Annotated in this window: 21 protein-coding genes; 6 read left to right on the top strand and 15 right to left on the bottom strand. The window is 55.6% G+C overall.

Going from position 1 to position 23,165, the window contains the following annotated elements:
* Positions 1 to 19 precede the first annotated feature (19 nt).
* The 5 genes from ACL2XO_RS13230 to ACL2XO_RS13210 all read left to right on the top strand — a co-directional run bounded on the left by ACL2XO_RS13230 (position 20) and on the right by ACL2XO_RS13210 (position 5,113).
* Positions 20 to 1,288, top strand: a complete 1,269-nt coding sequence (locus ACL2XO_RS13230; protein WP_413742911.1) for an ABC transporter substrate-binding protein — start codon at positions 20 to 22, stop codon at positions 1,286 to 1,288.
* Positions 1,289 to 1,291: 3 nt separating this feature from the next.
* Positions 1,292 to 2,152 carry a carbohydrate ABC transporter permease gene (locus tag ACL2XO_RS13225; protein ID WP_132921897.1) on the top strand — a complete coding sequence of 287 codons (861 nt, stop codon included), beginning with the start codon at positions 1,292 to 1,294 and terminating at the stop codon, positions 2,150 to 2,152.
* Positions 2,145 to 2,972 (top strand): carbohydrate ABC transporter permease, encoded by an 828-nt coding sequence (locus ACL2XO_RS13220; RefSeq protein WP_132921898.1) that lies wholly within the window; start codon positions 2,145 to 2,147, stop codon positions 2,970 to 2,972. Before ACL2XO_RS13225 ends, ACL2XO_RS13220 begins: the two co-directional genes overlap by 8 nt.
* A gap of 18 nt (positions 2,973 to 2,990) precedes the next feature.
* Complete coding sequence (locus ACL2XO_RS13215; RefSeq protein WP_132921899.1) at positions 2,991 to 4,127, top strand: ABC transporter ATP-binding protein; 1,137 nt, start codon at positions 2,991 to 2,993, stop codon at positions 4,125 to 4,127.
* Positions 4,128 to 4,225: 98 nt separating this feature from the next.
* A complete protein-coding gene (locus tag ACL2XO_RS13210; RefSeq protein WP_413724246.1) occupies positions 4,226 to 5,113 on the top strand; it encodes a LysR substrate-binding domain-containing protein in 888 nt (295 codons plus the stop codon).
* Positions 5,114 to 5,192: 79 nt separating this feature from the next.
* Here the strand turns inward: ACL2XO_RS13210 and ACL2XO_RS13205 are convergent, their stop codons facing one another.
* The 12 genes from ACL2XO_RS13205 to ACL2XO_RS13150 form a co-directional block, all read right to left on the bottom strand.
* Entirely contained in the window at positions 5,193 to 6,425 is a 1,233-nt protein-coding gene (locus ACL2XO_RS13205) for an aspartate aminotransferase family protein (RefSeq protein ID WP_132921901.1), read from the bottom strand.
* A gap of 25 nt (positions 6,426 to 6,450) precedes the next feature.
* A complete protein-coding gene (locus ACL2XO_RS13200; RefSeq protein ID WP_203521698.1) occupies positions 6,451 to 7,737 on the bottom strand; it encodes a TRAP transporter large permease in 1,287 nt (428 codons plus the stop codon).
* Complete coding sequence (locus tag ACL2XO_RS13195) at positions 7,734 to 8,228, bottom strand: TRAP transporter small permease (RefSeq protein ID WP_132921903.1); 495 nt, start codon at positions 8,226 to 8,228, stop codon at positions 7,734 to 7,736. Before ACL2XO_RS13195 ends, ACL2XO_RS13200 begins: the two co-directional genes overlap by 4 nt.
* A 6-nt stretch (positions 8,229 to 8,234) precedes the next feature.
* Positions 8,235 to 9,242 (bottom strand): TRAP transporter substrate-binding protein, encoded by a 1,008-nt coding sequence (locus ACL2XO_RS13190; RefSeq protein WP_413742910.1) that lies wholly within the window; start codon positions 9,240 to 9,242, stop codon positions 8,235 to 8,237.
* A gap of 106 nt (positions 9,243 to 9,348) precedes the next feature.
* Positions 9,349 to 11,142 (bottom strand): thiamine pyrophosphate-requiring protein, encoded by a 1,794-nt coding sequence (locus tag ACL2XO_RS13185; protein WP_413742909.1) that lies wholly within the window; start codon positions 11,140 to 11,142, stop codon positions 9,349 to 9,351.
* Positions 11,143 to 11,237: 95 nt separating this feature from the next.
* On the bottom strand, positions 11,238 to 12,386 hold the full coding sequence (locus tag ACL2XO_RS13180; RefSeq protein ID WP_413742908.1) for a hypothetical protein: 1,149 nt from the start codon (positions 12,384 to 12,386) through the stop codon (positions 11,238 to 11,240).
* A gap of 352 nt (positions 12,387 to 12,738) precedes the next feature.
* Positions 12,739 to 14,016, bottom strand: coding sequence for an alanine racemase (locus ACL2XO_RS13175; RefSeq protein ID WP_413742907.1), 1,278 nt, complete (start codon positions 14,014 to 14,016; stop codon positions 12,739 to 12,741).
* A 55-nt stretch (positions 14,017 to 14,071) separates the two neighbouring features.
* On the bottom strand, positions 14,072 to 14,824 hold the full coding sequence (locus tag ACL2XO_RS13170; RefSeq protein ID WP_132921907.1) for an amino acid ABC transporter ATP-binding protein: 753 nt from the start codon (positions 14,822 to 14,824) through the stop codon (positions 14,072 to 14,074).
* Positions 14,821 to 15,468 carry an amino acid ABC transporter permease gene (locus ACL2XO_RS13165; protein WP_132921908.1) on the bottom strand — a complete coding sequence of 216 codons (648 nt, stop codon included), beginning with the start codon at positions 15,466 to 15,468 and terminating at the stop codon, positions 14,821 to 14,823. Before ACL2XO_RS13165 ends, ACL2XO_RS13170 begins: the two co-directional genes overlap by 4 nt.
* On the bottom strand, positions 15,465 to 16,187 hold the full coding sequence (locus ACL2XO_RS13160; protein ID WP_203521705.1) for an amino acid ABC transporter permease: 723 nt from the start codon (positions 16,185 to 16,187) through the stop codon (positions 15,465 to 15,467). Before ACL2XO_RS13160 ends, ACL2XO_RS13165 begins: the two co-directional genes overlap by 4 nt.
* A gap of 37 nt (positions 16,188 to 16,224) precedes the next feature.
* Complete coding sequence (locus tag ACL2XO_RS13155; RefSeq protein WP_413726929.1) at positions 16,225 to 17,007, bottom strand: transporter substrate-binding domain-containing protein; 783 nt, start codon at positions 17,005 to 17,007, stop codon at positions 16,225 to 16,227.
* A gap of 131 nt (positions 17,008 to 17,138) precedes the next feature.
* Positions 17,139 to 17,531, bottom strand: a complete 393-nt coding sequence (locus ACL2XO_RS13150) for a RidA family protein (RefSeq protein WP_132921911.1) — start codon at positions 17,529 to 17,531, stop codon at positions 17,139 to 17,141.
* 477 nt (positions 17,532 to 18,008) lie between these two features.
* Here ACL2XO_RS13150 and ACL2XO_RS13145 point away from each other — a divergent pair, with 477 nt between their 5' ends.
* A complete protein-coding gene (locus ACL2XO_RS13145; RefSeq protein ID WP_413742906.1) occupies positions 18,009 to 18,761 on the top strand; it encodes an IclR family transcriptional regulator in 753 nt (250 codons plus the stop codon).
* 96 nt (positions 18,762 to 18,857) lie between these two features.
* Here the strand turns inward: ACL2XO_RS13145 and ACL2XO_RS13140 are convergent, their stop codons facing one another.
* From ACL2XO_RS13140 to argE, 3 genes are all read right to left on the bottom strand, one after another.
* Positions 18,858 to 20,039 carry a hypothetical protein gene (locus tag ACL2XO_RS13140; protein ID WP_413742905.1) on the bottom strand — a complete coding sequence of 394 codons (1,182 nt, stop codon included), beginning with the start codon at positions 20,037 to 20,039 and terminating at the stop codon, positions 18,858 to 18,860.
* Positions 20,040 to 20,589: 550 nt separating this feature from the next.
* Positions 20,590 to 21,792: a hypothetical protein gene (locus ACL2XO_RS13135; RefSeq protein WP_413742904.1), complete on the bottom strand. Its 1,203-nt coding sequence runs from the start codon at positions 21,790 to 21,792 to the stop codon at positions 20,590 to 20,592.
* Between the two features lie 216 nt (positions 21,793 to 22,008).
* A complete protein-coding gene (gene argE, locus ACL2XO_RS13130; RefSeq protein WP_413742903.1) occupies positions 22,009 to 23,157 on the bottom strand; it encodes an acetylornithine deacetylase in 1,149 nt (382 codons plus the stop codon).
* Positions 23,158 to 23,165 lie beyond the last annotated feature (8 nt).

Raw genomic sequence — 23,165 nt, 5'->3', positions numbered from 1 at the left:
ACTACCAAAAGGTCATATCATGAGCATGAAGACCCTTCGCCTCGGCGCGGCCGTCACCACCCTGTTGTTCTTCTCCGGTCACGCCGGCGCCCAGGAAACCCTTCGCGTACTGCTGGAAGGACACAGTACCAGCGACTCCATCAAGGCCCTGCTGCCGGAGTTTGAAAAACAAACCGGCATCAAGGTGCAGGCGGAAATCGTGCCCTACAGCGACCTGACTTCCAAGGCGCTGTTGGCGTTTTCTTCCAAAAGCGGCCGTTACGACGTGGTGATGGACGATTGGGTCCATGCCGTGGGTTACGCGTCCGCGGGCTATATCCTGCCGCTGGACAAGTGGATGTCAGGGGATACCGCCTTTTACGACGCCAATGATTTTGTCAAAGGTTATGCCGATACCCTGCGTTACCAAAATCACTTTTACGGGCTGCCGGTGTATGGCGAAAGCACCTTCCTGATGTACCGCAAGGACCTGTTCAATCAATACGGCATCCCGGTGCCGAAAACCTTTGACGATCTGGCGGCGGCGGCCAAAACCATCAAGGAGAAGAGCGGCGGCAAAATTGCCGGTATTACCCTGCGCGGCGCACAGGGCATCCAGAATACCTTTGCCTGGGCGGCGTTCCTGTGGGGCTACGGCGGGCAGTGGATTGACGGCAGGAAATCCGCCATCGCCTCGCCCCAGGCCATTGAAGCCACCAAAGCCTATGTCAGCCTGTTGAAGAACTATGGGCCTATCGGCGCGGCGAATTTCGGCTGGCAGGAAAACCGACTGGTGTTCCAGCAGGGCAAAGCGGCCATGACCATCGACTCCACGGTGAACGGCGGCTTTAACGAAGATCCGAAGGAATCCAGCGTGGTGGGTAAAGTGGGTTATGCCCCGGTTCCGGCCCAGCCGGGGAATCATCCGGGCAACAGCGGCGCGCTGCAGGTGCACGGGCTCTATCTGGCCAGCGCAAGCAAACATCAGGATGCGGCCTGGAAGTTTATCAGTTGGGCCACCGACAAAGAGACGCAGATGAAATCCGTCGAGCTCAACCCCAATGCCGGCGTGAGTTCCCTTAGCGCCATCAACAGCGCGGCGTTCGCCAAGCGCTACGGCGCCTTTAAGGACGGTATGCTGGCGGCGCTGAAAAACGGCAATGCCAATTATCTGCCGGCAGTGCCGCAGTCCACGCAGATTATCAATAATACCGGCATTGCGCTGTCACAGGCGCTGGCGGGCACGCAATCGGTGGAAAGCGCGCTGCAGCAGGCCAACAGCAACAATGACAAAGCCTTGTCGCGCTAAGCCATGAGAGCCAAACTCACGCGCCTGGCGTTTACCTGGCCGCTGCTCATCGCACTATTGCTGGTCTCGTTTTATACCCTGGGATATTCCATTTACCTGGCGGTGTACAATATTGACCTGATGTCGGCGCCGCCCTTTGTTTTCAGCGGCCTGGCCAACTTCATCGATGTGCTGCAACAGCCGCGGCTGTGGTACTCCTTGTGGCATACCCTGGTATATGTGGCCGGTTCGACGCTTATCGAACTGGTGCTGGGCTGCGCCGTGGCGCTGTTTATCAGCGGCGATTTTTTCGGCCGCCGTCTGGTGCGGGCGCTGTTGCTGCTGCCGATGATTGTCACGCCCATCGTCGGCGGACTTATCTGGCGCATTTTTTACGATCCCGGTGCCGGGCTGTTCAACTATCTGCTCGGCCTGTTGGGGATGGCGCCGGTGGATTGGCTGGGGGATCCCGACATCGCCATGGCTTCTCTCATCCTGGCGGACGTCTGGCAGTGGACGCCGTTTATCATATTGCTGGTATCCGCCGGCCTGGACGCCCTGCCCCAGGAGCCGCTGGAGGCCGCCGAACTGGACGGCGCCCACGGCTGGCGGCTGCTGGCGTTTATCAAGCTGCCCATGATCAAGCCCATCATCTTGATAGCCCTGTTTCTGCGCATGATAGACGCCTTCAAGTCCTTTGATCTGATTTATGTCATGACCCGCGGCGGGCCGGCGCTGGCGACGGAAACCACCAATATGTTCGCCTATCTCACCGGTTTTCAGGACTTTCGCATCAGCGAGGCGGTGGTGATTGCCATCATCAATACGCTGCTGGTGATAGCAGTCCTCTCCCTGGCCAGTAAACGGATAATGAAAGATGTTTGAACGGATAAAGTATCTGGGGCGCCGCACGCTGTTTTACCTGGTGCTGGCGGTGATTCTGCTGTTTTTCCTGCTGCCGATTTATTGGCTGGTGACCATGTCGCTGAAAAACGGCATCGATGCCTTCGCCATGCCGCCGAAGCTGTGGTTCCACCCGATCCTCGATAACTACCGCGAGGTGCTGGGCAACGGCGATTTTATCCGCGCCTTCGGCAACAGCGTGCTGATTTCCCTGAGCGCCACCCTGCTGTGCCTGTTTACCGGCGCGCTGTTTGCCTACGGATTGGTGTTTTTTATCGAGCGCAAGGGACGGGCTAAACAGTTCGTCATGAGCCTGCGCTTCGCGCCGGTGATCATGCTGGTGATCCCGGTTTATTACCTGATTACCACCCTGGGGCTCACCGACAGCTACTGGGTATTGATCGTGGTCTATACCGTGGCGAACGTGCCCTTCACCATTCTGATGATCACCACTTTTTTCGAGGATATTCCGCCGGAGCTGCGGGAAGCGGCGCTGGTGGACGGCGCCTCGGAGTGGACGGTGTTCCTGCGCGTCATGCTGCCCCTGGCCCGCACCGGCCTGGCGGCCTCCGGCGTGCTGACGCTGTTTTTCATCTGGAACGAGTTCCAGATCGTGCTCACCCTGTCCGGCGATTCCACCCAGACGCTGCCGGTGGCGATAACGTCGTTCCTGACCTTCCAGGGCACGGAATGGGGGCCCCTTACCGCCGCCGGCACGCTGGTGATGCTGCCGATGCTGGTGTTGGGTTTGCTGGTACAAAAACATCTGGTCCGCGGCTTAACCATGGGCGGCGTGAAATAAAACGAGGAGAACCGGACCATGTCCACCATACGCCTGAATAATGTCAATAAGCGCTTTCACGACACGCCGGTGATTAATAACGTCTCCCTTGAAATCAAGCATGGGGAATTTTATGTCTTTATCGGCCCTTCCGGCTGCGGCAAATCCACGCTGCTGCGTATGATTGCCGGCCTGGAAACCATTACCGAGGGGGAAATCTATATCGGCGATCGGCTGGTGAACAAACTGCCGCCCTCGGAACGCGGGGTGGCCATGGTGTTTCAAAGCTATGCGCTTTATCCCCACATGACCATTTTCGACAATATGGCCTTTAACCTGAAGCTGGCCAAGGTAAACAAAGGAGAAATCCAGCGCCGGGTGCTGAACGCCGCGAAGATTCTGCAATTGGAGCCGTTATTGGCGCGGCTGCCCAAAGCGCTGTCCGGCGGCCAGCGCCAGCGGGTGGCTATCGGCCGCGCCATCGTGCGGGATCCCGAGGTGTTTTTGTTCGACGAGCCGCTGTCGAACCTGGATGCCTCGCTGCGGGTAGCCACCCGGGTGGAAATAGCCAAGCTGCACCATCAGTTAGGCAACAGCATGATTTATGTGACCCACGATCAGGTGGAAGCCATGACGCTGGCGGATAAGATAGTACTGCTTAACAGCGGCGCGGCGATGCTGAACAAGGGTTCCATTGCCCAGGTGGGACATCCGCTGACGCTTTACCATCATCCGGTGAATGAATTCGTGGCGGGATTTATCGGTTCGCCGAAGATGAATTTCCTGCCCGCCCGGTTTATCGGCAGCGACGGGGAAGGCGTGCAGGTTATGCTGGCGGGAACGCAGGTGGTTAGGGTGCATGTGGCCGCCCCCGCCGCCGCCGCGCGGGATGAGGTGAAAGTCGGCATACGCCCTGAGCATCTGCAGCTATGCCCGCCGCGGGAGGCGCATTTGTCTGGCAGGATCCAGCATATCGAGCACCTGGGGGAAGCGGCCTATTATTATATCGCCGTGCCGGGCTTCGAGACGCTGGTGGTGCGCCACGGCGAGCAGCGGCAGCTTAGCCTGGACGATGAGGTGGGCCTGTTTATCCCGGCGCGCCATGCGCACCTGTTCGACGCCGGCGGAGAGGCATTTGCGCGCAGAGCCCATGAAACGCTTCCGGCGCCGGTGTGAGGACCGCAAGCCATGCCGGAATGGAAGGCGAGTTACCTGGAGGAATCTGGAATAAATCTTGCATTGCTCCACTGCCTGTTTCTCCACCGGAAAGCACTATGCGCCATCTCGATAATGATACCCTTGCCGCCTTTGTCGCCGTGTACGATCACGGCAGTTTTACCGCCGCCGCCGAGCAATTGGGAAAAACCCAGGCGGCGGTGAGTATCATGCTCAGCCGGCTGGAGAAACATCTCGGCCAGCGGCTGCTGGAGCGTTCCCGCCAGGGCATCACCCTCACGCCCGCCGGTGAAAAACTCATCGGCTACGCCCGCCAGATGCGGATGCTGGAAGAGGAGGCGCTGTCCGCCCTGGGCTGTTATGACGCCAGGACGCGCATCCGTATCGGCATGCCCGATGATTACCTGGGCACCGTGGGCGCGGCGCTGATTGAGAACTTCTCCCAGCGCAATCCGCAGCTTCAGGTGGAAATCGTCAGCGACTTCTCCTTCAAGCTGCAAAAATCCCTGGAGGAAGGCCATCTGGATCTGGCGATAGTCACCCGCCAGCCGGGCCAGGAACAGGGGGAGTTCCTGCGCCATGAAGCCCAGCTCTGGTGCACGGCCCCACATTGCTATCCGGAGCGGCAATCGGTGCTGCCGATGGTGCTGTTCCCCGATGGCTGCCGGTCGCGGCCGCAGGTGCTGGCGGCGTTGGACCAGGCCGGGCTGCGCTGGCGCATCGTTTGCACCTCTTCCCACCTGACCGGAGTGGAAACCGCGGTGCGCGTGGGGGCGGCGCTGACGGTGCTGCCGGCCTCGGTGATTTCACCGGACTGGCGCATCTTAGGACAAAATGACCGCCTGCCGGCGCTAAAACCCCTCGATCTGGCGCTGCTGCTGCCCGCCGATGCCCATGTGGGCACCCGGCGGCTGGCGCAGTTTATCCGCGAGCTTATCTCCCAGCCCGCGGCGGGGATACCGCGGCCTATTCAGATTGTCAGGTGATCGCCGCAAAGCGGGCTTCACGCCGCGGTCCATCCAGGCTGCCCGGTATTCGCCGCGATAGGGACAGTGATGCGGCGGCCTATTCAGACAATTCAGAAATCGACTCAATGCAGGCGGCGGCCAGGGTTTCCAGCACCGCTTCATCGTGGCTGAATGAAAGGTAAAAGCGGCCGAAGGCAAAGGGCATCACCAAAATACCGCGGCGGCGCAGGGCGAAATGCAGCTTGAGGCTCCAGGCTTTGTCCGCCGTTGCCGCCGCTTGCCGGTAATCCAGCGGCGGCACATTTGAACGCCAGAACGTGAACACCGAACCGTAGCCGGTGGAGCATAGCGCCGTGCCTCGGGCCCGGCAGCCGTCGATGATTTTTTGGCGCAGCCCATCCCCCTGACGCAGCAGTTGCCGGTAATCCCGGTTTTTAAGCGTTGTCAGGGTGGCTATCACCGCCGCGCACACCGGCGGATTGCCGCTGTAAGTGCCGGCCCGCGTCGCCAGTCCGCGTTCAAATACCGACATATAAGCCGATTTTCCCAACAGCGCCGCCACTACCGTGCCGCTGCCGATGGCTTTGCCCACGGTGGCGAAATCGGCGTCAATACCCAACAAATGTCCGGTCAGCCCCGCATGCAGACGAAACCCCATCAGCACTTCATCCAGAATCACCAGGGCGCCGTGGCGATGGGCGCTGTCGGCCAGATACTGCAAATAGCCGGGCGCCGGTTCGATGCAGCCGGCATTGGCCATGACCGGCTCCACAATCAGCGCGGCGATATCGCCGTGGTCGGCGAATAACCGATCCACATCGGTGAAATCATTGTAGCGCAGCAGCAGCATGCCCTCTTTTTCGGGACGCGCCGGCTGCGACATCGCCGCGTCCGGCGTGCCGGCGTTGCCGAATGCCACGCTGTCGAACCAGCCGTCATAACCGGCGGCGAATTTCACCACCTTATGGCGGCCGGTGGCGGCGCGGGCGGCGCGTGCGGCCAGATGAACCGCCTCGCTGCCGGAATTGACGAAAATAACCTGGTCCAATTCTTCGGTAAACGAGCTTAACAGCGTCGCCGCCTCTTCCTCCAGCCCATGGGAATAAGCGGGCATCAGCATCTTTTCCTGGGTTTGCCGCAGGGCGTCCAGGACTTCCGGCGGGTTATGCCCCAGCAGCGTGGCGCCGAAGCCCAGGGCGGTGTCGATATAACGTTGACCGTCGCGATCCCAGAGCCAGGGACCAGCGGCTTTTTCAATCAATAGCGGTCGGCCGTCGATTTCAGGCAAAGCGCGGCCGGCGCTGGATATTCCACCCACTAAATGTGTCATCTCGGTTCTCGTATCAAATAGCGCGTCAGTAACCCAGCAATGCGGGCAACCACTCGGTTAAGGAAGGAAACAGCACCAGCAGCGCGATGGCGAAAGCGGTGGCTATCCAAAAAGGGATCAGCCGGCGGGATACCGGGCCGATATCGATTTTCGCCACGTTGCACACCACGAAGATATTGCTGCCCACCGGAGGCGTAAACAGCCCCCAGCCCAGGGTCAAGGTGAAAATCAGCCCGATCTGGTACGGCGCCAGTCCGGCCTGTTTGGCGATAGGCACCAGGATCGGCGCCAGGATGATCATGGCCGGCCCCAAATCAAGCCAGAAGCCCACCACTTTCAGCAGCAAAATCACCAGCAGCACGGTCACCAGCGGACCACAGTGCAATGAGGTGATCCATGCGGCCGCCATATGGGGCACCTGGGTCACCGTCAACAGCCAGCCGAAGGGAACCGCCACCGCCATGATAATCATCACCGAACCGGTGATGGCCACCGATTCGACGATGGCCGGGATAATATCGCGCCAGGAAAGCTCGCGGTAAAATACCCCGCCCGCCAACAGCGCATAAACCACCGATAATCCGGCCGCTTCGGTGGCGGTCACAAATCCGACGACGATGGCGCCGAGCACGAAGACCGGCATGCACATGGCCGGCAAGGCCCGCCACAGATCGCGCCAAAACTGCGGAAAATCGATGCGGCCTTCCAGCCGGGGGAAGTTTTCACGCACGCCGATGACCCAGGCGGTAAACATAAACACCAGCGCCAGCAGGCAGCCGGGCACGATACCCGCCACGAACAGGCCGCCGATGGAAGTGTTGGTGAGGACCCCATACAGCAGCAGGATGACGCTGGGGGGCACCACGATACCCAGGGTACCTGAGGCGGCGGTGACCGCCGCGGCAAAGTCGCGCGGATACCCCATCTTCTCCATGATGGGGATCATTACCTTGGCCACCGTGCTGGTGTCGGCGGTGGCGGAGCCGGTAAGCCCGCCGTAGACAAAGGCGGTGGCCACGTTCACCAGGCCCAGCCCGCCGCGGAAATGGCCGAACAGATGCTCCGCCACCCGCATAATGCGATGGGTCAGCCCGCCGCGGTTCATCAGTTCGCCGGCGAACAAAAACAGCGGAATGGCAATCAGCGACGCGGTGTCGGCGCCGCGGATGGTCTGCTGCGCCAGCCAGGTAGGCGGCATGGGGAAATCCCCCAGCGCCAGGGCGGCCAGGCTGCCGCCGGCGATGGACCAGGCGATGGGGACGCCGGCGCATAATAAAATCAAGAACGCCGCGATGAGGATAATAACGGTCATTCAGCCGCTCCCTTACGGAAAAAGTGCCAGATGCGCCAAAGGGAAACGAACATCAGCATGGCGGAGAAACTCACCAGCGATAAGGTGATGATACCGCTGGGCAGACGCATGACCGGCGTCGGCACCCGGCCCGAGCCGTCCAATACGCGAATGGCGCTTTGCAGCAGCCAGCCGCTCAATCCCAGCAGCACCAGCGTGGCGAACAGATCCAGCGCGCGTTGAACCGCAACGGGAAGGAGCGTCGCCAGGCTGGTGAAACGCACGTTTTCCCCGCGCAGTTCCGCCAGCGTCGCGCCGATAAAAGTGACCCAGATAAAGCTTATCTCGGCGGTCTCGAAGGTCCACTCAACGCCGTTCCAGCCGAAATAGCGGGCGACGATACCCAGCAGCGTCGAGCCGAGGGTCAGCAAAAACAGCAGGCAGCCCGCCCACATCAGCAACTGCCGGAGCCAGGCCGGTCCGCTGGACCGGGCATAATGGAGCGTCGTCATGATGCGTTACTCGGCCGCGGCGTCGGCGCGCAGCTGTTTGATAAAGTCCGCGCCCCAGGTCTTGGAGAACTGGTCGTACACCGGACCGGACTTGGCCAGGAACGCCGCCCGGTCGACATCGTTGAACACCACCTGTTTGCTTTTCAACTGCTCGGTGAGCTTGGCGTAGACCTGGGACAACTGGTCACGGTACCAGGCGGTGGTATCGGCCACGGACTGTTGCAGCGCCTGGCGGTCGGCGGCCGCCAGGCCGTCGTAGGCGGCTTTATTCATATACCAGAAATTCGCCGACCAGATATAGTTGGCCATGGAGACGTGCTTGACCACTTCGTACCAGCGCTGATCGCTGAAATCCCGCAGTTCGGGCTCAATACCGTCCACTACGCCGGATTGCAAAGAGGTGTACACCTCGCCGAAGGGAATAGATTGGGGCAACCCGCCCAACTGCTTGATGGTGGAGAGGATCACCGGATTGGGGGGCGTGCGGATTTTCAATCCGGCGAGGTCGGCGGGCTCGACAATGGCTTTCTTGCTGTTGGCGAACTGGCGAAAGCCGGAGTCCAGGGCGGAGAGCATCACATAGCCGCGGTCCTCACCCATTGAGAGGAATTTTTTGCCCGCCGCGCTGTCCAGGAAATGATGCACCGCGTCGGCATCCTTGAAGAGAAAGGGCAGCGACACCGCGTTCAGGCGCGGATCGATGGCGTCCACCACCCCGCCCAGCCCCATGGCGATGGCGCCGGAGCCGGCTGAATCGGCAATGGCGCCTTCATCCCCCAGTTGGCCGTCCGGGAAGATCTGGATTTCCAGCCGGTCATTGGTTTTCTCTTTCACCTCGGCGGCAAAGCGCACCATCGCCTGGTTGATCAGGCTGTCGCTGCTGGAGGCATGGGCCAGGCGCAGGGTTTCGGCGGCCAGCGCCGGCGACGGATGCCACAGGCCGGCGGCGCAGACTGTCAATAAAAGCGCCGGGAGCGCATGGCGAACAAAGGTACGCTTGGGTGCTGACATCATCGATCCTCTATTGCTGGGTTGCGGTGCGTATGGATCCAGCATAGGGAATACGTCCCATAAGGGAAATAAAGAGTTTTAATGGTGCGCTACAAATATTTATGCACCATTAAGACTTGCCCGGCATTATCCCGTGCAAAATCTGATGGGCGGTATCGGCTATCACCTTCCCGGCGCCGCGATCGCCTTTCGCCATGGAAGACATAAAGGCTTTTGCCTGCTCCAGGGTAATGTGCGGCGGCAGGGGCGCCACCTCGGGATCGGTTTTGACCTCCAGCACCACCGGCCGGTCGGCGGACAGGGCTTCCACCCAGGCGCCATGCAGTCTGGCGGGATCGTCGACGAAGATGCCCTTCAGGCCGAGTGATTCCGCAAAACGGGCATAGCCCACGTCCGGCACCGACTGGGTGGCCGGGTAGCGGGGATTGCCCTCCATCACCCGCTGTTCCCAGGTGACCTGATTTAAATCCTCGTTGTTGAACACGCAGACAATCAGCCGCGGATCCTGCCAGCGCTGCCAATATTTCTTGATGGTGATAAGTTCGGCCATGTTATTCATTTGCATGGCGCCGTCCCCCACCAGCGCCACCACCGGCGACGAAGGATGGGCGAATTTGGCGGCGATGGCGTAAGGCACCGCCGCCCCCATGCAGGCCAGCCCTCCCGACAGCGACGCCCGCTGGCCCTGTTTCACCCGGTAATCCCGGGCGAACCAGTTGGCGCAGGAGCCGGAGTCGGAGGTGACGATGGCGTTTTCGGGCAACAGCGGGGACATTTCCCACACCACCCGCTGCGGATTGACGGGATGCGCCTCTGCCATGGCCCGATCTTCCAGCTTCAGCCACCAGGCTTTGACGCCCAACGCGATGTTTTCCTGCCAGCGACGATCGTCTTTATGGCGCAGCAGCGGCAGCAGCGCCCGCAGCGTTTCGCCCGCATCCCCGTGCAGATTCACCTCCACCGGATAACGCAGTCCCAGCATCGACGGATCGATATCAATCTGCACCGCCCGCGCCTGTCCGTCCGCCGGCAGGAATTCCGCCCAGGGGAAACCGGTGCCGATCATCAGCAGCGTGTCGCACTCCTTCATCATATCCGACGAGGGTTCGGTGCCCAGCAGGCCGATGGAGCCGGTGACGAAGGGCGCATCGTCCGGCAGCACATCTTTGCCCAGCAAAGCCTTGGCCACGCCGGCTCCCAGGAGGTTGGCGGCCTGCACCACTTCCACCGCCGCCCCGCGCGCGCCGGCGCCAATCAAAATCGCCACTTTTTTACCGGCGTTCAACACATCAGCCGCCCGCTGCAGATCCTGTTCGTAAGGCACCACTTTCGGCCGCTGATATCCGGGACCCGAGCGGGTAAAACCATGGGCCTGCTGCGGCTCCTGCCAAGGTTCATCCTGCACGTCCTTGGGCAACACCAGCACCGTGACGCCGTTCTGGGCCACGGCGATGCGCACGCCGCGATCCGTCAGATGGCGCAGTTGGGCGGGAGAAGCGGCCTCCTGAACAAAACTGCCCACATCGGCGAATATCCGATCGAGATTAAGTTCCTGCTGATAATTGGAACCGCGGGCGGTGGCCTCCGCCTGGCCGGCAATGGCCAGAACCGGCACATGATCCATTTTGGCATCGTACAGGCCGGTGAGCAGATGGGTGGCGCCGGGGCCGCCGGTGGACAGACAGACGCCGATCTGGCCGGTAAACTTGGCATGGGCGCTGGCCATAAAAGCCGCCATCTCTTCATGGCGCACCTGGATAAACTCGATGCCCTGCCCTCGCTTTTCAGCCCGCTGCAGCGCGCCGAGCACGCCGTTAATACCGTCGCCGGGGTAGCCGAATATCCGGGTCACGCCCCAGGCCCGCAGGCGCTCAACAAAAAAATCGCTGGTCAGCTTTGCCATGAAATCCCCCCGTCATAAAATGTTTCCTGAATAATAAGGATAGCTGACGCAGCCGATGGCGGGGCACCTCGCTATGAATGTACCTTTACAACTTGTTAGAGCTTAACCCAATGATCAGAACGTAACGACGACGCCATTTCAACATTAAATCTCTTCATGCGATAATCGAACGCAAAGAAAAACTTAAAAGGTTTATTGGAAGAAAATACGGAATTTTTATCACGTAGAATTGATCGAATTTCTGAATATGTAATCCATTCATGCACGGGTCGATTTAAATGTATGTCGTCACGTCTCTTTCCATTTTTCCACGGTTTATAGTTTGCCTCGTCGAGGTTAATTTCAGCGTTTTCCTCCGTATTCCATGCGTACGCAATATCAAAGCGCTCCTCGGCAAAAAACTCCAAACCCAGCTTGCTGGTATTTCTAAAAAAATGAAAGTTATAGAGATGATATAAATCCTTATAGTTTTCGGATGACAGTAATAATTCCCCTTTCTCTGTTTTGTAAGACTCCAAGGCCTGTTCCAACTCAGCACTGTTTTTACAACCAAGCTTAAGGATAAGGTATTTAAGATGTTTGCACAGCTCATCTATATTACAATCTGCTTCAGTGTTTTTAAGAATAAATTGTTCCAGATTATCTTTATTGCCATTAGCCGCAGTTTGCATAAGAAGAGTTCTGATTCGGATGATGGGATCAAGCTTTTCCTTATTGGCATATAAATAATTTTTCCAACGGGATTTTAAGTCTCCATGGGATTTTTTTGAGGGTTGCGAAGGCGCGCGAACACTGATTTTAGAAATATTTTCAATAGAACGATCAAAAAGATCTTTGGAGGGATAACCAAGTTTTTCCCAGGGTTGGGGCGGTCCATTAAGTCCTATCTGTGTATTAAGTATATTAATTGTTTTTACCCTTTTTAATCCTAAACCTTTTTCCAAAAGAAATTTAAGATCATCTTGTTTTTTCCTTAAGCCAAATACAGCCACAGGATGATATTTATGTTTTAAAGTAAAATTATTTTTCCCAGAGTATGCGGCATGAAAATAAGATAGGGTGTACTTTGGCTTAACATTATCTTTGGCGCTTCGAGAATAAGTCGACTGCGGCATCGCTGAAGGGGTATTGCTTACATTGATGGTTTTAGCAATCATCGCCAACCCTTTATCATCAGGGTTTTCTTCAGTAGATACCGGACAAAACGTTGCACCCATTACGGAATGAGGGTTGGAATTTATCATTCTTTTTTCTTCCTTAATCTATCAGTTTAGGCAAATGTCAATCCAAAGGCATTAACGGACAAAATGACAATCATTAAAGCAGATCAGAGAATGGGTAGTTGATATCACCCATCCATTAATTCTTACTTTAAAGGAGTCCAAGCATTGGAACTTGCAAATTTGGTTTTTTAACGAACAGTGATTGTTTTAGATACAAATCACTCGTTGAATTTATGAAATATTCCCGCAAAGTGCGGTATCAGACATTCCATGTTAGGACAGGATTACAGCTTTTTTTGCAACATACGTTTTCCTGCGCTTAAGCCTTCGATGATGGGCTATCACCGACGACCAGCGCAGATAAAAAAAGTCATTAAAAGCAGGTAGTCACCTGTCCGACGCAGACGTAGTTATCATCCACCAGCGGCAGGTAGCGCCATTTGTCAAAGGCGGTGCAGGGATGGGAAATACCGCAGCCCACCCAGTCACCCACCTGCAGGGGGTCGTCCGCCGCCACGCGCAAATAGGCATGCTGATCGTTTACCGCCGTCACCGATGCCCCGCGGGCGTCCCGAACCACATCTCCGCTAGCCTCCCGGAAGCTGTGGGGCATCGGCAAATCCTGGTCGAACGGCACATCGCGGCGGCCGAAATCCAGGATGGCCAGCTCCGGTTCCGGACGCGACAGCACCCGGCCCCAGATTTCCAGCGCCGGCCGGAGATGAAACGCCGAACCTTGCTGGGCAAACGGGGCGATGCGGGCATAAAGACCGTCGTCATGGGCCATATAGGCCCCTGAGCGGATCATTACCAGGGCGGGACGGGACAGGGACACCGCCTTGAACATTTCCACCACGATATCAAAAAAGGTTCCGCCCCCGGCGCTCAGTAATATGTGCTCCGCCTCAAACAGCCCCTCGCCGTCCACGGCGCCGGCCACGGTCATCATCCAGCGGCAATAGTCCCGTACCTTGGCGAGGGATTCGGCGCTGCGATCGCCGGCTATCGCGCCTTCATAACCCGCCAGGCCGATAAGCTGCAGCTTATGGCTGTCCCGCACCAAACGGGCGATATCCAGCGCCTCCGCCAGGGAGCGGCAGCCGGTACGGCCGCCGGCCACCGACACTTCCAGCAATACCGTCAGGCGGACATCAATATCCGCCAGGGCCTGTTCCAGTATCCTTACCCCGGCCAGGGAATCCACATAACAGATAAACCGCTGTTCCGGGTGGTCGTGCTGATAGCGGCCTATCCAGCGGATGCCCGCCGGATCCACCAGTTCATTGGCCAGAAAGACGTTTTTGATGCCGAAGGAGCGAAAGGCGCGCACCTGGGCGGGGGTGGCCGCGCTCAGTCCCCAGGCCCCCTGGCGTATCGCCCCCCGCAGCAGTTCCGGCGCCAGGGAGGTTTTGCCGTGGGGCGCATGGAGCACTCCCTGCTGGCGGCAATAGTCGGCCATGGCGGCGATATTCTGTTCGTAGGCGGCCTGCTTGAGGATCATGACCGGAGAAAAGACCGCGTCGTCCGCAAACAGCGGGGTGGCGGCGGCCAATACCGAGCGGCCGTCTCCCCCGGCGGATTTGTACAGCGGTCCCGGCGTCATTGGATTCAAGCTGCCGTCGGCGGTATAAAAATCTGTGGCATCGGACATAATGGATTTCCCTTGATATCGGACCGCTTGGCGGTCCTGATGGCTATCGGTTGTCTCAGTGTTCAAGCACCCGGCTTAAAAACTGCTGGGTGCGGGCATTTTGCGGATGGACAAAAATCTGCTCCGGCGCCCCCTGCTCGGCAATTACCCCTTTATCCATAAACACCACCCGGTCGGCGGTTTTACGGGCAAAGCCCATTTCATGGGTGACCACCACCATGGTCATGCCTTCCCGGGCCAGTTCGCGCATGACTTCGGTCACCTCCCCCACCAGTTCGGGATCCAGCGCCGAGGTGGCTTCGTCGAAAAACATGATCTTCGGCTCCACCGCCAGGGCGCGGGCGATAGCCACCCGCTGCTGCTGTCCTCCCGACAGCTGCGAAGGGTAATGGCCGGCCCGGTCCGCCAGGCCCACCCGGTTCAAGGCCGCCATGGCGGTGCGCTCGGCGTCGGCTTTCGACATTTTGCGCGCCTTGATCAGGGCCAATGTGACATTGCCCAGGGCGGTTTTATGGGGAAACAGATTGAACTGCTGGAAGACCATGCCCACATGTCCGCGAATCTCCTTGGCCCGGCGGCTGTCATGCAGCGGCACGTCGTTGACCCAGATTTCGCCGGCGTCGGCGATTTCCAGGCCGCTCATAATGCGCAGCACGGTGCTTTTCCCGGAGCCGGAGGCGCCGATAAGCACCAGCACCTCGCCGGGGCTCACCGCCAGATCAATGCCCTTGAGCACCTGGGTGCTGCCGAAGGATTTCGATACGCCGCTTAAGGCGATGGCGGGTTTGGGGCTGACAATAGCCGTCATGATAAGAGACTCCTGTTGCTTTCCTGATGCTGCACCCAGCGGGAGATGGGAAAACAGATAATGAAATAAAGGGCGGCCACCAGGCCGTACACCGCCACCGGCTGGCCGACGCGATCGACGATGGATTGCCCCTGGCGCAGCAGTTCGGACATGCCGATCATGCTGATAATGGAGGTATCTTTTATCAGCGACAGATATTGGCCGATAAGCGGGGGCAGGACGATTCGCCGGGTTTGCGGCAGGATGACCGACAAAAAGGTGTGCCGCTTATTCATGCCGAGGATCTGCGCCACTTCCCACTGCCCTTTCGGCACCGCCTCGATACCGGCGCGAAACACTTCACCAATATAGGCGCCCTGATAAACGCTCAGGCCGATGACGCCGGCGGCGAAGATATTAATGTCATAGCCAAAATAGGCTACGCCGAAATAGATGAACATCAGCGTAATCAGCACCGGCGATCCGCGAAACAGCTCGGTATACAGCCGGGCGACGACGATAGCCGGCGTGTTGCGGCTGCTGCGCAGCACGGCCGCCAGCAGTCCCAGCAGGGTGCCGCCGATAATGGAGGCCGCCGACAGCAGCAGCGTCACTCCCAGCCCCTTGAGCAGCAGCGGCGCGCTGGTGATTAATAACTCGTTCATGCCGTTCCCCCGCTTTTGACTTTATTTCGGCCAAACCACGGACCGGATTTTTTGATGGCGGTTACCGGCGGCGTGAAAAGATGCCGTCCCAAAAAACCGCCAATCCACACCAGGGCATTGCTCAGAATCAAATAAGCCGCCAGCGTCACGGTGAAGGTCTGGATATACAGCAGCGTCCGGGCGTTAATCACCGTTGCCGTACCGGTGAGTTCCGGCAGGGCAATGGCCGAAAGCAGCGATGTGCCCAGCAGCAGTTGGATCAGATTGTTGATAATAGCCGGATAGACCGCCCGCGCCGCCTGCGGCAATACCACCTGAAGAAAGATATCCCGCCGTCCGATGCCGAGGATCATGGCCGCTTCCTGCTGGCCTCGCGGCACCGACTGAATGCCGGCGCGGAAGACTTCCGCCAGGTACGCGCCCACATTCACGCCAAGAGCGATAATGCCGGCGGTCCAGGCGCCCATGGTCAATCCCAGGGACGGCAGGCCGAAAAACACGATAAATATCTGCAGCAGCACCGGCGTGTTGCGGATGATTTCAACGTAGGCGGCGGCAATAAACCGCAGAACGGAAAAACGGCAGGATCGGGCCAGAGCAGTCAGCAAACCCAACGCCATCGCCAGGATAAATGCCAGCACCGTCACCTGCAGCGTCACCCATGCGGCGGTGAGAAACACATCAAAATAGCTGATGAGGGTTAACCATTGATAGCTCATGTCTGCCTCCGTCGGCGGATAATCCCCTCGCCGGTCATCAATACTGAGGATTCAGCGGATAACGGGGCGCCGTACCGAACCATTTTTGATAAAGCGCGGCGTTCTGTTTGGACGCATTGATTTCAAACAGGAATTCATTGAGATAATTGATCCACTGCTGATCGCCGGCTTTTACGCCGAAGGCGTTATATTCCAGCGGTACCAGCGCCTCGTTGGTGACCACCAGGGTAGGATCGAGCTTGGCCTGGTACGCCAGGAAGTTGTTATCCTCAATCATGGCGTCGGCCTGTCCCTGCTTGACGGCAAGTATGGCGGCCTGGGAGCTGTCATACTCCTGGATCTTCACCGGGATGCCCATGGAGCGGACTTCATCGCCGTTAGTAGAGCCCTTAACCGTGGCGATGGTTTTGCCGCCCATATCCTTGGCGGACTGGATACCGCTGTTCTTACGCACCAGCATCGCTTCGCTGGCCACCACATAAGGCGCGGTAAAGCCGATTTCCTTGGCCCGTTCCAGATTGCGGGTGAAATTACAGAATACCACGTCCACTTTGTTGGTCTGCAAATTGGGAATACGGTTGGCGCTGGTGGTGTCCACCACTTCAAGCTTCACCCCCATATCCTTGGCGAGCTCTTTGGCCAGATCCACATCATAGCCGTCAGGCTGGCCGTCTTTATTGTTGAAACCGAACGGCGCAAAGGACAAGCAGTCCCCCACCCGCAGCGTGCCCCGTTGCAGTACGGTTTGCAGTGTGGAGGCCGGCGCGGCGTCTTTCGCCTTGCCGTTATCGGTCGGCGTGCAGCCGATAACGGACAGCATGCCGGCGGCGGTAATAAGACAGGCTGCATGCGTCTTATAATTAAGACAATTCATTTTTTATTCCCCCGAATAATTGATTATTTGTTAATTCAGAAATTGCCGGATTTAAACAAGCCCGCCGGTAGGAATTTTTATTTCTTATCGGCGCGGTAACATTTCATATCCACTTCAACCTTACAATCCACCACCAAATCCTGAACGCTGCAAATACGCGCCGGAGGAAACGCTGAAAAATATTCGGCGAAGACTTTATTGAATGATCCGAAATAACGGGCATCGGTAAGCACGGCGGTAACATGCACCACGTCGCTGGCTTCATAACCCGCCTCTTGGGCAATGCGCAGGCAGTTATCAAATGCCAGCCGGGTTTGTTCAATAATACTGCCTTCCACTATCTCGCCGTCGGTCATCGGCGTCTGGCCGGAGATGTACAGCCAGCCGTCCGCCTCAACCGCGCGGGCAAAGGGTAGTTTCTGCCCACCGGTACCCACGCCGCCTTCGGTACCGTATCGTTTTATCGCCATAAAAATGTCTCCCGCGCCACAAAATCTGGTTTTGTCCGCCCTGTTTGTTCAAATTATTTTAAGTAATTGTTATTGCGCCTTGTCCGATATACCAGATTTGTTTCCGGGATACCGGACAATTTCAGACTGTCATAAAAGAATTAAATTTGCAATAACCAATCAAAATTTATATGCCCGTATTCAGAACTGTCACGATTAAGCCGTTATTTCCCGCTGCGTCTACACGTTAATCCGTTTACTCTTTTCAGTACCGTTTCACCATCTGGAATAAGCCTTATGATTCATGCAAAATAACAGGGCCCCAAAAAAGTGCATGGAATATCATTAAGCAAAAATGAACCGACGCTGTGGATATTGATAATTCCGTGTATGATAACCCCACGCATTAGCCAGCGGCCGGTTCGGTGTGCAACCCTTGACCTTTCGGTCCCGACATCATCACTTTTACGCCGGCCGGCGATACCACGGAGAACAGCCATGCCCTCAGCCAACCCGCCTCGGGCCAGGGGAGTAGACCGGATCATTGAATTATTCCGGCAGTTGCATATCGCCAGAAAACCCATGACCATGCGGGAACTGATCGCATCCACCGATGCGCCTCGGTCAAGTATTTACGAGCTGGTGAGCCTGCTGACGGAAGCGGACTGGCTGGAAACCTTGCCGGACGGCAGTGTGTTTTTCGGTCGGGAAATGCACTATTACGGTGCGGACTATGCCATGCAAAACGATTTGCTGCGCCGCGCCCATCAGTTGATGCTGGAGCTTATCAACCGTTTGGGTGAAACCGTTCAGCTCTGCATACTGGAAGGAAATAAATATACGGTGGTGCTGTCGGAGAGCAGCTCCCGCCCGTTTAAAATCACCTCGGATATCGGCGTCAAGGTGCCTATCCCCTGGACCGCCTCAGGACGGTTGCTGCTGGGACACCTCTCGGCCCGGGACATTCTCGATCTGATCCCGGAGGAGGATTTTATCCTGGCGGACGGACGCACCATCGACAGCGGGCAGTTTCTTGAGGATGTGCGGCGCGCCGCGCAGCAGGGTTATTCCATGACCGAAGGGTTATCGGACAGCTTTACCTGCTGCATGGCGGCGCCGGTCCTCTCGCGTGGCGGCCATGCCATTGCGGCCTTTTGTTTTATGGTGAGCCGCGACACGGATGAGCCGCGGCGGCAAATGTTGCTACGGGAACTGATCGCCTCGGCGCAAAAGCTGTCCGATCTGTCATGATACGTTTATGCATCAACGCCGATAATGGATGAGAGTAACCGCAGCCGGTAAATATCGGCACGAGCGCGCCTTTATTAAGGAATCAAGTTGGCGGGCTCATTTGATCACGCTGTCATAATAAAAAAAACCTTGCCACGCATTAGATGTCAGGGAGTTGGAAATTATAATCGCATCTTTGAAAATCCCCGTCTTGAAAACTTTACCGTTGAAAATACCGCTTGTATTTCGCAGGACGCAACGTATTTCCGATGCTGTAATCCATTCTTGTCCCCCATCAAAACGACGCTCCCCTCTTTTCCAAGGCTTATCCTGAATAACATTAAGATCAACCAAGGTATCCTTGTTCACATTCCATGAAAAATTAATATCAAAGCCACGAAGGGCAAAAAATCCCAGACCCAGCTTGCTGGTATTTCTGGCAAAATGATTCCCAAACAATTCAGCAAGCCCCACATAATCAGACTCTGAAAAAAAAGACACGCCATTCAACTTTTTATAATCGTTTAATGCATGCTTTATTTCTAAGTGAGTTGTGCAATTGAAGCGATCAATGAAATCCATAAAAACACAAGCCAGTTTTTCGTTATCTATGTTTGCCATAGTATTTTTCACAATGAACTGATTCAAGATTACTTCGCGTTCTATGGTAGCATTCATAGTCATGAGTCTTTTTAAGCGAAGTACCGGATCAAGTTTTTCTTTGTGTTCAAATAAATATTTTTTCCAGAGATTAAGTTCGTAACTATCAACAAAAGTTGACCTATCCGCAAGGGGTATGTCAGCGAGCGAAGGCAGGCCGATAATGGCGGAGTTTGTGCCATATTCCTCTATCTTCATGAGATTATTCAGAAATAGATTAAAAAATGCTTCGCTGCTATAGTCAGTGCAGTTTTGATCGGACAACTCATAATGCAAACCTATTGCTTCGTTATATTGACACACAGCCGTCGACCAATTGATCTTCAACAGGTCTTTTGAAATTTTGTCTAAAACTCGTATTTCGTCACAAATACCGTACGTTACCACGGGACAATTTTGCTGTTTTACAGTAACATTCTTCCGGCCTATGGCCAGGCTTGAGAGCACCGACTTAGCCGACGGTATACTGACAAGACCTTGATCGGTATGTCTTTCTTTACTTGCTAATACGTCTAAGGGCGTGTTGGAAACGCTTAGCAAACTTGGAAGAGATGCCCCCCCTCCGGGCCAATTGCTTTCCAATGATCCCGTTGACCGGTCGACAGTGGGACCGTGGATGCTTATAGGATATGTATTCATTTAATTCCCTTTAGTTTTTTTAGCTATATTGAACCAGATTAATCAATAACATTATGTACATGCATTGCGATTAGTTTTTATCTGCACAAATTAACGTTGTCCCCTTAAAAGGTAAAATCACAATATGATATCGAGTAATACATTGATACTAAAAAATTCATAAAATTTTAACGCCGCTCACCGTGCTTCGAATTTTTTTCCGCTGACCCAAAACACAAAACCAGTTTACTGGTGTTTTTAAACATGCTTCATGTAAAGCATAAGCAGATGCAAACAACCGGTTTTACCCAACAATAAACATGTCATGTTGTTATGCAGTTTCTGTATCAGCTCTGCCTAGTTTTACATCTATTTTTTAAATCAAGCAAAGCATATTGCCGCCAGATTCTGATATCAGAATGCGAAGTGGTAGTTTAATTTTGAATGTTTACATCCTCTCCAAGCAATCATGGACGGCACCCTTGTCAAGGAAGGCATTTAACCGCGCAATCCAACAGGGCCGGGATCCATTGGCTGATAGGTATATTGTTTTCAGATTCTTTTTATTTCCTTAGTTTTCAACCTCTGATGGCGGACGCTTTTGATTACTCACTTTGTCATCATAAAAAAAACCTTGCCACGCATTGGATGTCAAGGATTTGGAAATCATCATCGAATTTTTGAAAAACCCAGTTTTGAAAACTTTATCGTTGAAAAGGCCGTTTATATTTTTCAAGACGGAACGCATCTCCGATGCAGTAATCCATTCTGGCTCTTCATCTAATCGACGCTCCCCTCTTTTCCAAGGCTTATCCTGAACTACCTTCAGATCAACCAAGGTATTATCACCCACATTCCACGCAAAATTAATATCATATCCACGGCCGGCAAAAAACGCCAGGCCCAGTTTGCTGGTATTTCTGAAAAAATGATTCTGATAGAAGTTAGCAAGGTCTATATAATCGGGCCCACTCAAAAAAGGTTCACCCTTCGACTCTTTATAATCACTCAAAGCATGTTTAATCTCGCTGCTGGTTGTGCAATTGAAGCGATTGATCAAGGCGAGCAAATTGTCAGCAAGCTTTTCAACGTCGGCGTCTGAAAATGTGTTTTTAACAATAAATTGTTTGAGAAGGTCTGCGTGTTTTTCGGTGGGATTTATTGCCAATAATTTTTGGACGCGCAGCAAAGGATCAAGTTTTTGCTTGTTATCATAGAGGTACCTTTTCCAAAGTACATGTTCCTTGTCAATATCAAAAGATGAAGAACCGACTTTTGCAGCATGGACGAATGGAACCTGGCCGGTAATTTTAGGATCTTTACCAAATTCATTAACTATAAGAATATTTTTCAGAAAAAACATAAACGCTGTTTCTTCGTAATCGTCCTGGTCATTTTGAAAGCAGCCTGAATATTCTATACCGACTGCCTTATTATAATCACTAACACAAGCTATCCTTTTCATTTGGAGTACGGTTTCACATAAGTCCCACAGTTTATTTGCTTCGTCAGACGTACCAAAGATTGCCACGGGACAATACTGAGTTTCAGGGTTGGCTACCCCCGCACCAGCCAAACAGCGAGAGAGCATTGACTCGTATGGCGGATTAAAAAAGCCATTATCGTGGCTGACTTGGTTTTGTCTATTTAATGATGTATTAGCAACTTGCAGTAATCCTAATAACCATGACGGCCACTCAGAATTATGGCATTCTGGTGATTGCATCGTCTGCTCCCTAGCGAGAGCGCTGGCGGTAAAAGAAATCATTTTCACTTTATTTTCCTGGCTGAATAAAACGTCAATATCTATAAGAATTCATAAGATAAACATGTTAATATTTTGCCCCATTTTTCTTATAAAAAATTGCAGTTTTTAATCCTATCATTTATATGATTAGCCTTATGCCGTCACGAAAAGTCAGTCCCCTATTAAGATACGGGTCCGACTTAATGATAGAGGAAAGCGGCGATTTACTTCTCTTATCCCTGCTCAACAAGCAACGATTTTCCCCAGAAACCGGCGGCACTGTTCCAACTGTTCGATATCCACATATTCGTCGGCTTTGTGGGCCTGGTTGATGGAGCCCGGCCCGCATACCACGGTGGGAATGCCCGCCTGCTGGAACAATCCTGCCTCGGTGCCAAAGCTCAGCGAGTCAAAACCCTCTTGTCCCAGCGCGCCGGCGCAGCTGTGTTTAAGCGCATCCAGGGAACCGTCGTCCAACAGGCCGGGATACTCCGCCCGCCGCTCCAGCAGGATATCCGCCGCCGCCGACACCGTGCGCATTTCCGGCAATAGCCGTTTGGCATACGCCCCCAAGGCTTCCGCCAGCAGGTGATGCCGGGTGCCTGGCAGCGGGCGGATCTCGAAGTCGAATTCGCAGCTATCCGGCACGATATTCACCGCGCTGCCGCCGCGAACGGTGCCCACCTGCACCGTCGACCAGGGCGGGTCGTAGCGGTTGTCCCGGCAATCATGTCGCCAGTCGCGGCCTTGGCTGCGCAAAAACAGCATCAGCTCCGCCGCGTATTCGATGGCATTCACCCCCAAATGATTTTGCGAGGAATGGGCCGCCTGCCCCCGCACCCGGCAATGCCAGGCGCTTTTGCCTTTATGGGCCGTGGCGATTCGCATCAGGGTCGGTTCGCCGATAATGCAGCCGGTGGGACGGGCCCCGTCCAGGGCCAGCTCATCCAGCAGCCCCCGCACCCCGACGCAGCCGATCTCTTCATCATAGCTGATGGCGATATGCACCGGCCGGGCATCGGCGGCGCGGGTGGCCTCGATAAAACGGGGCACCATGGCCAATACGCACGCCAGATAACCTTTCATATCGGCGCTGCCCCGGCCGTACAGCCGATCGCCGCGCCGCAGCAGCGTAAAGGGATCGCTGCTCCACGGCTGGCCGTCCGCAGGCACCACGTCTGAATGTCCCGACAGGCAGATGCCGCCCCGATCTGCGGGTCCGATGGTAGCGTAAAGGTTAGCCCGGCTGCCATCCTCGCTGTAGACTCTGCGGGCGCCGATACCGTAATCCGCCAGGTAGGATTCTACGAAATCAATTAGCTCAAGATTCGACCGGCGGCTCAGCGTCGGAAAAGCCACCAGCGCCGATAACAGTTCAATCGCGGTGCCCATTGGCATGC

It is taken from the genome of Sodalis sp. RH15 (assembly GCF_047324255.1).
Lineage (GTDB): Bacteria > Pseudomonadota > Gammaproteobacteria > Enterobacterales > Enterobacteriaceae > Acerihabitans > Acerihabitans ligni.
The sequence above is the reverse complement of the archived record's forward strand: the minus strand, read 5'-3'. Positions and strand labels throughout refer to the sequence as shown.

Coding starts and splice junctions, on each gene's coding strand:
- ACL2XO_RS13160 (WP_203521705.1), bottom strand. CDS start 16,187: ATGAGCTATCAATGGTTAACCCTCATCAGCTATTTTGATGTGTTTCTC.
- ACL2XO_RS13185 (WP_413742909.1), bottom strand. CDS start 11,142: ATGGCAAAGCTGACCAGCGATTTTTTTGTTGAGCGCCTGCGGGCCTGG.
- ACL2XO_RS13140 (WP_413742905.1), bottom strand. CDS start 20,039: ATGAATACATATCCTATAAGCATCCACGGTCCCACTGTCGACCGGTCA.
- argE (WP_413742903.1), bottom strand. CDS start 23,157: ATGGGCACCGCGATTGAACTGTTATCGGCGCTGGTGGCTTTTCCGACG.
- ACL2XO_RS13200 (WP_203521698.1), bottom strand. CDS start 7,737: ATGACCGTTATTATCCTCATCGCGGCGTTCTTGATTTTATTATGCGCC.
- ACL2XO_RS13215 (WP_132921899.1), top strand. CDS start 2,991: ATGTCCACCATACGCCTGAATAATGTCAATAAGCGCTTTCACGACACG.
- ACL2XO_RS13230 (WP_413742911.1), top strand. CDS start 20: ATGAGCATGAAGACCCTTCGCCTCGGCGCGGCCGTCACCACCCTGTTG.
- ACL2XO_RS13145 (WP_413742906.1), top strand. CDS start 18,009: ATGCCCTCAGCCAACCCGCCTCGGGCCAGGGGAGTAGACCGGATCATT.
- ACL2XO_RS13170 (WP_132921907.1), bottom strand. CDS start 14,824: ATGACGGCTATTGTCAGCCCCAAACCCGCCATCGCCTTAAGCGGCGTA.
- ACL2XO_RS13155 (WP_413726929.1), bottom strand. CDS start 17,007: ATGCTGTCCGTTATCGGCTGCACGCCGACCGATAACGGCAAGGCGAAA.
- ACL2XO_RS13165 (WP_132921908.1), bottom strand. CDS start 15,468: ATGAACGAGTTATTAATCACCAGCGCGCCGCTGCTGCTCAAGGGGCTG.
- ACL2XO_RS13205 (WP_132921901.1), bottom strand. CDS start 6,425: ATGACACATTTAGTGGGTGGAATATCCAGCGCCGGCCGCGCTTTGCCT.
- ACL2XO_RS13150 (WP_132921911.1), bottom strand. CDS start 17,531: ATGGCGATAAAACGATACGGTACCGAAGGCGGCGTGGGTACCGGTGGG.
- ACL2XO_RS13210 (WP_413724246.1), top strand. CDS start 4,226: ATGCGCCATCTCGATAATGATACCCTTGCCGCCTTTGTCGCCGTGTAC.
- ACL2XO_RS13190 (WP_413742910.1), bottom strand. CDS start 9,242: ATGATGTCAGCACCCAAGCGTACCTTTGTTCGCCATGCGCTCCCGGCG.
- ACL2XO_RS13225 (WP_132921897.1), top strand. CDS start 1,292: ATGAGAGCCAAACTCACGCGCCTGGCGTTTACCTGGCCGCTGCTCATC.
- ACL2XO_RS13175 (WP_413742907.1), bottom strand. CDS start 14,016: ATGTCCGATGCCACAGATTTTTATACCGCCGACGGCAGCTTGAATCCA.
- ACL2XO_RS13180 (WP_413742908.1), bottom strand. CDS start 12,386: ATGATAAATTCCAACCCTCATTCCGTAATGGGTGCAACGTTTTGTCCG.
- ACL2XO_RS13220 (WP_132921898.1), top strand. CDS start 2,145: ATGTTTGAACGGATAAAGTATCTGGGGCGCCGCACGCTGTTTTACCTG.
- ACL2XO_RS13195 (WP_132921903.1), bottom strand. CDS start 8,228: ATGACGACGCTCCATTATGCCCGGTCCAGCGGACCGGCCTGGCTCCGG.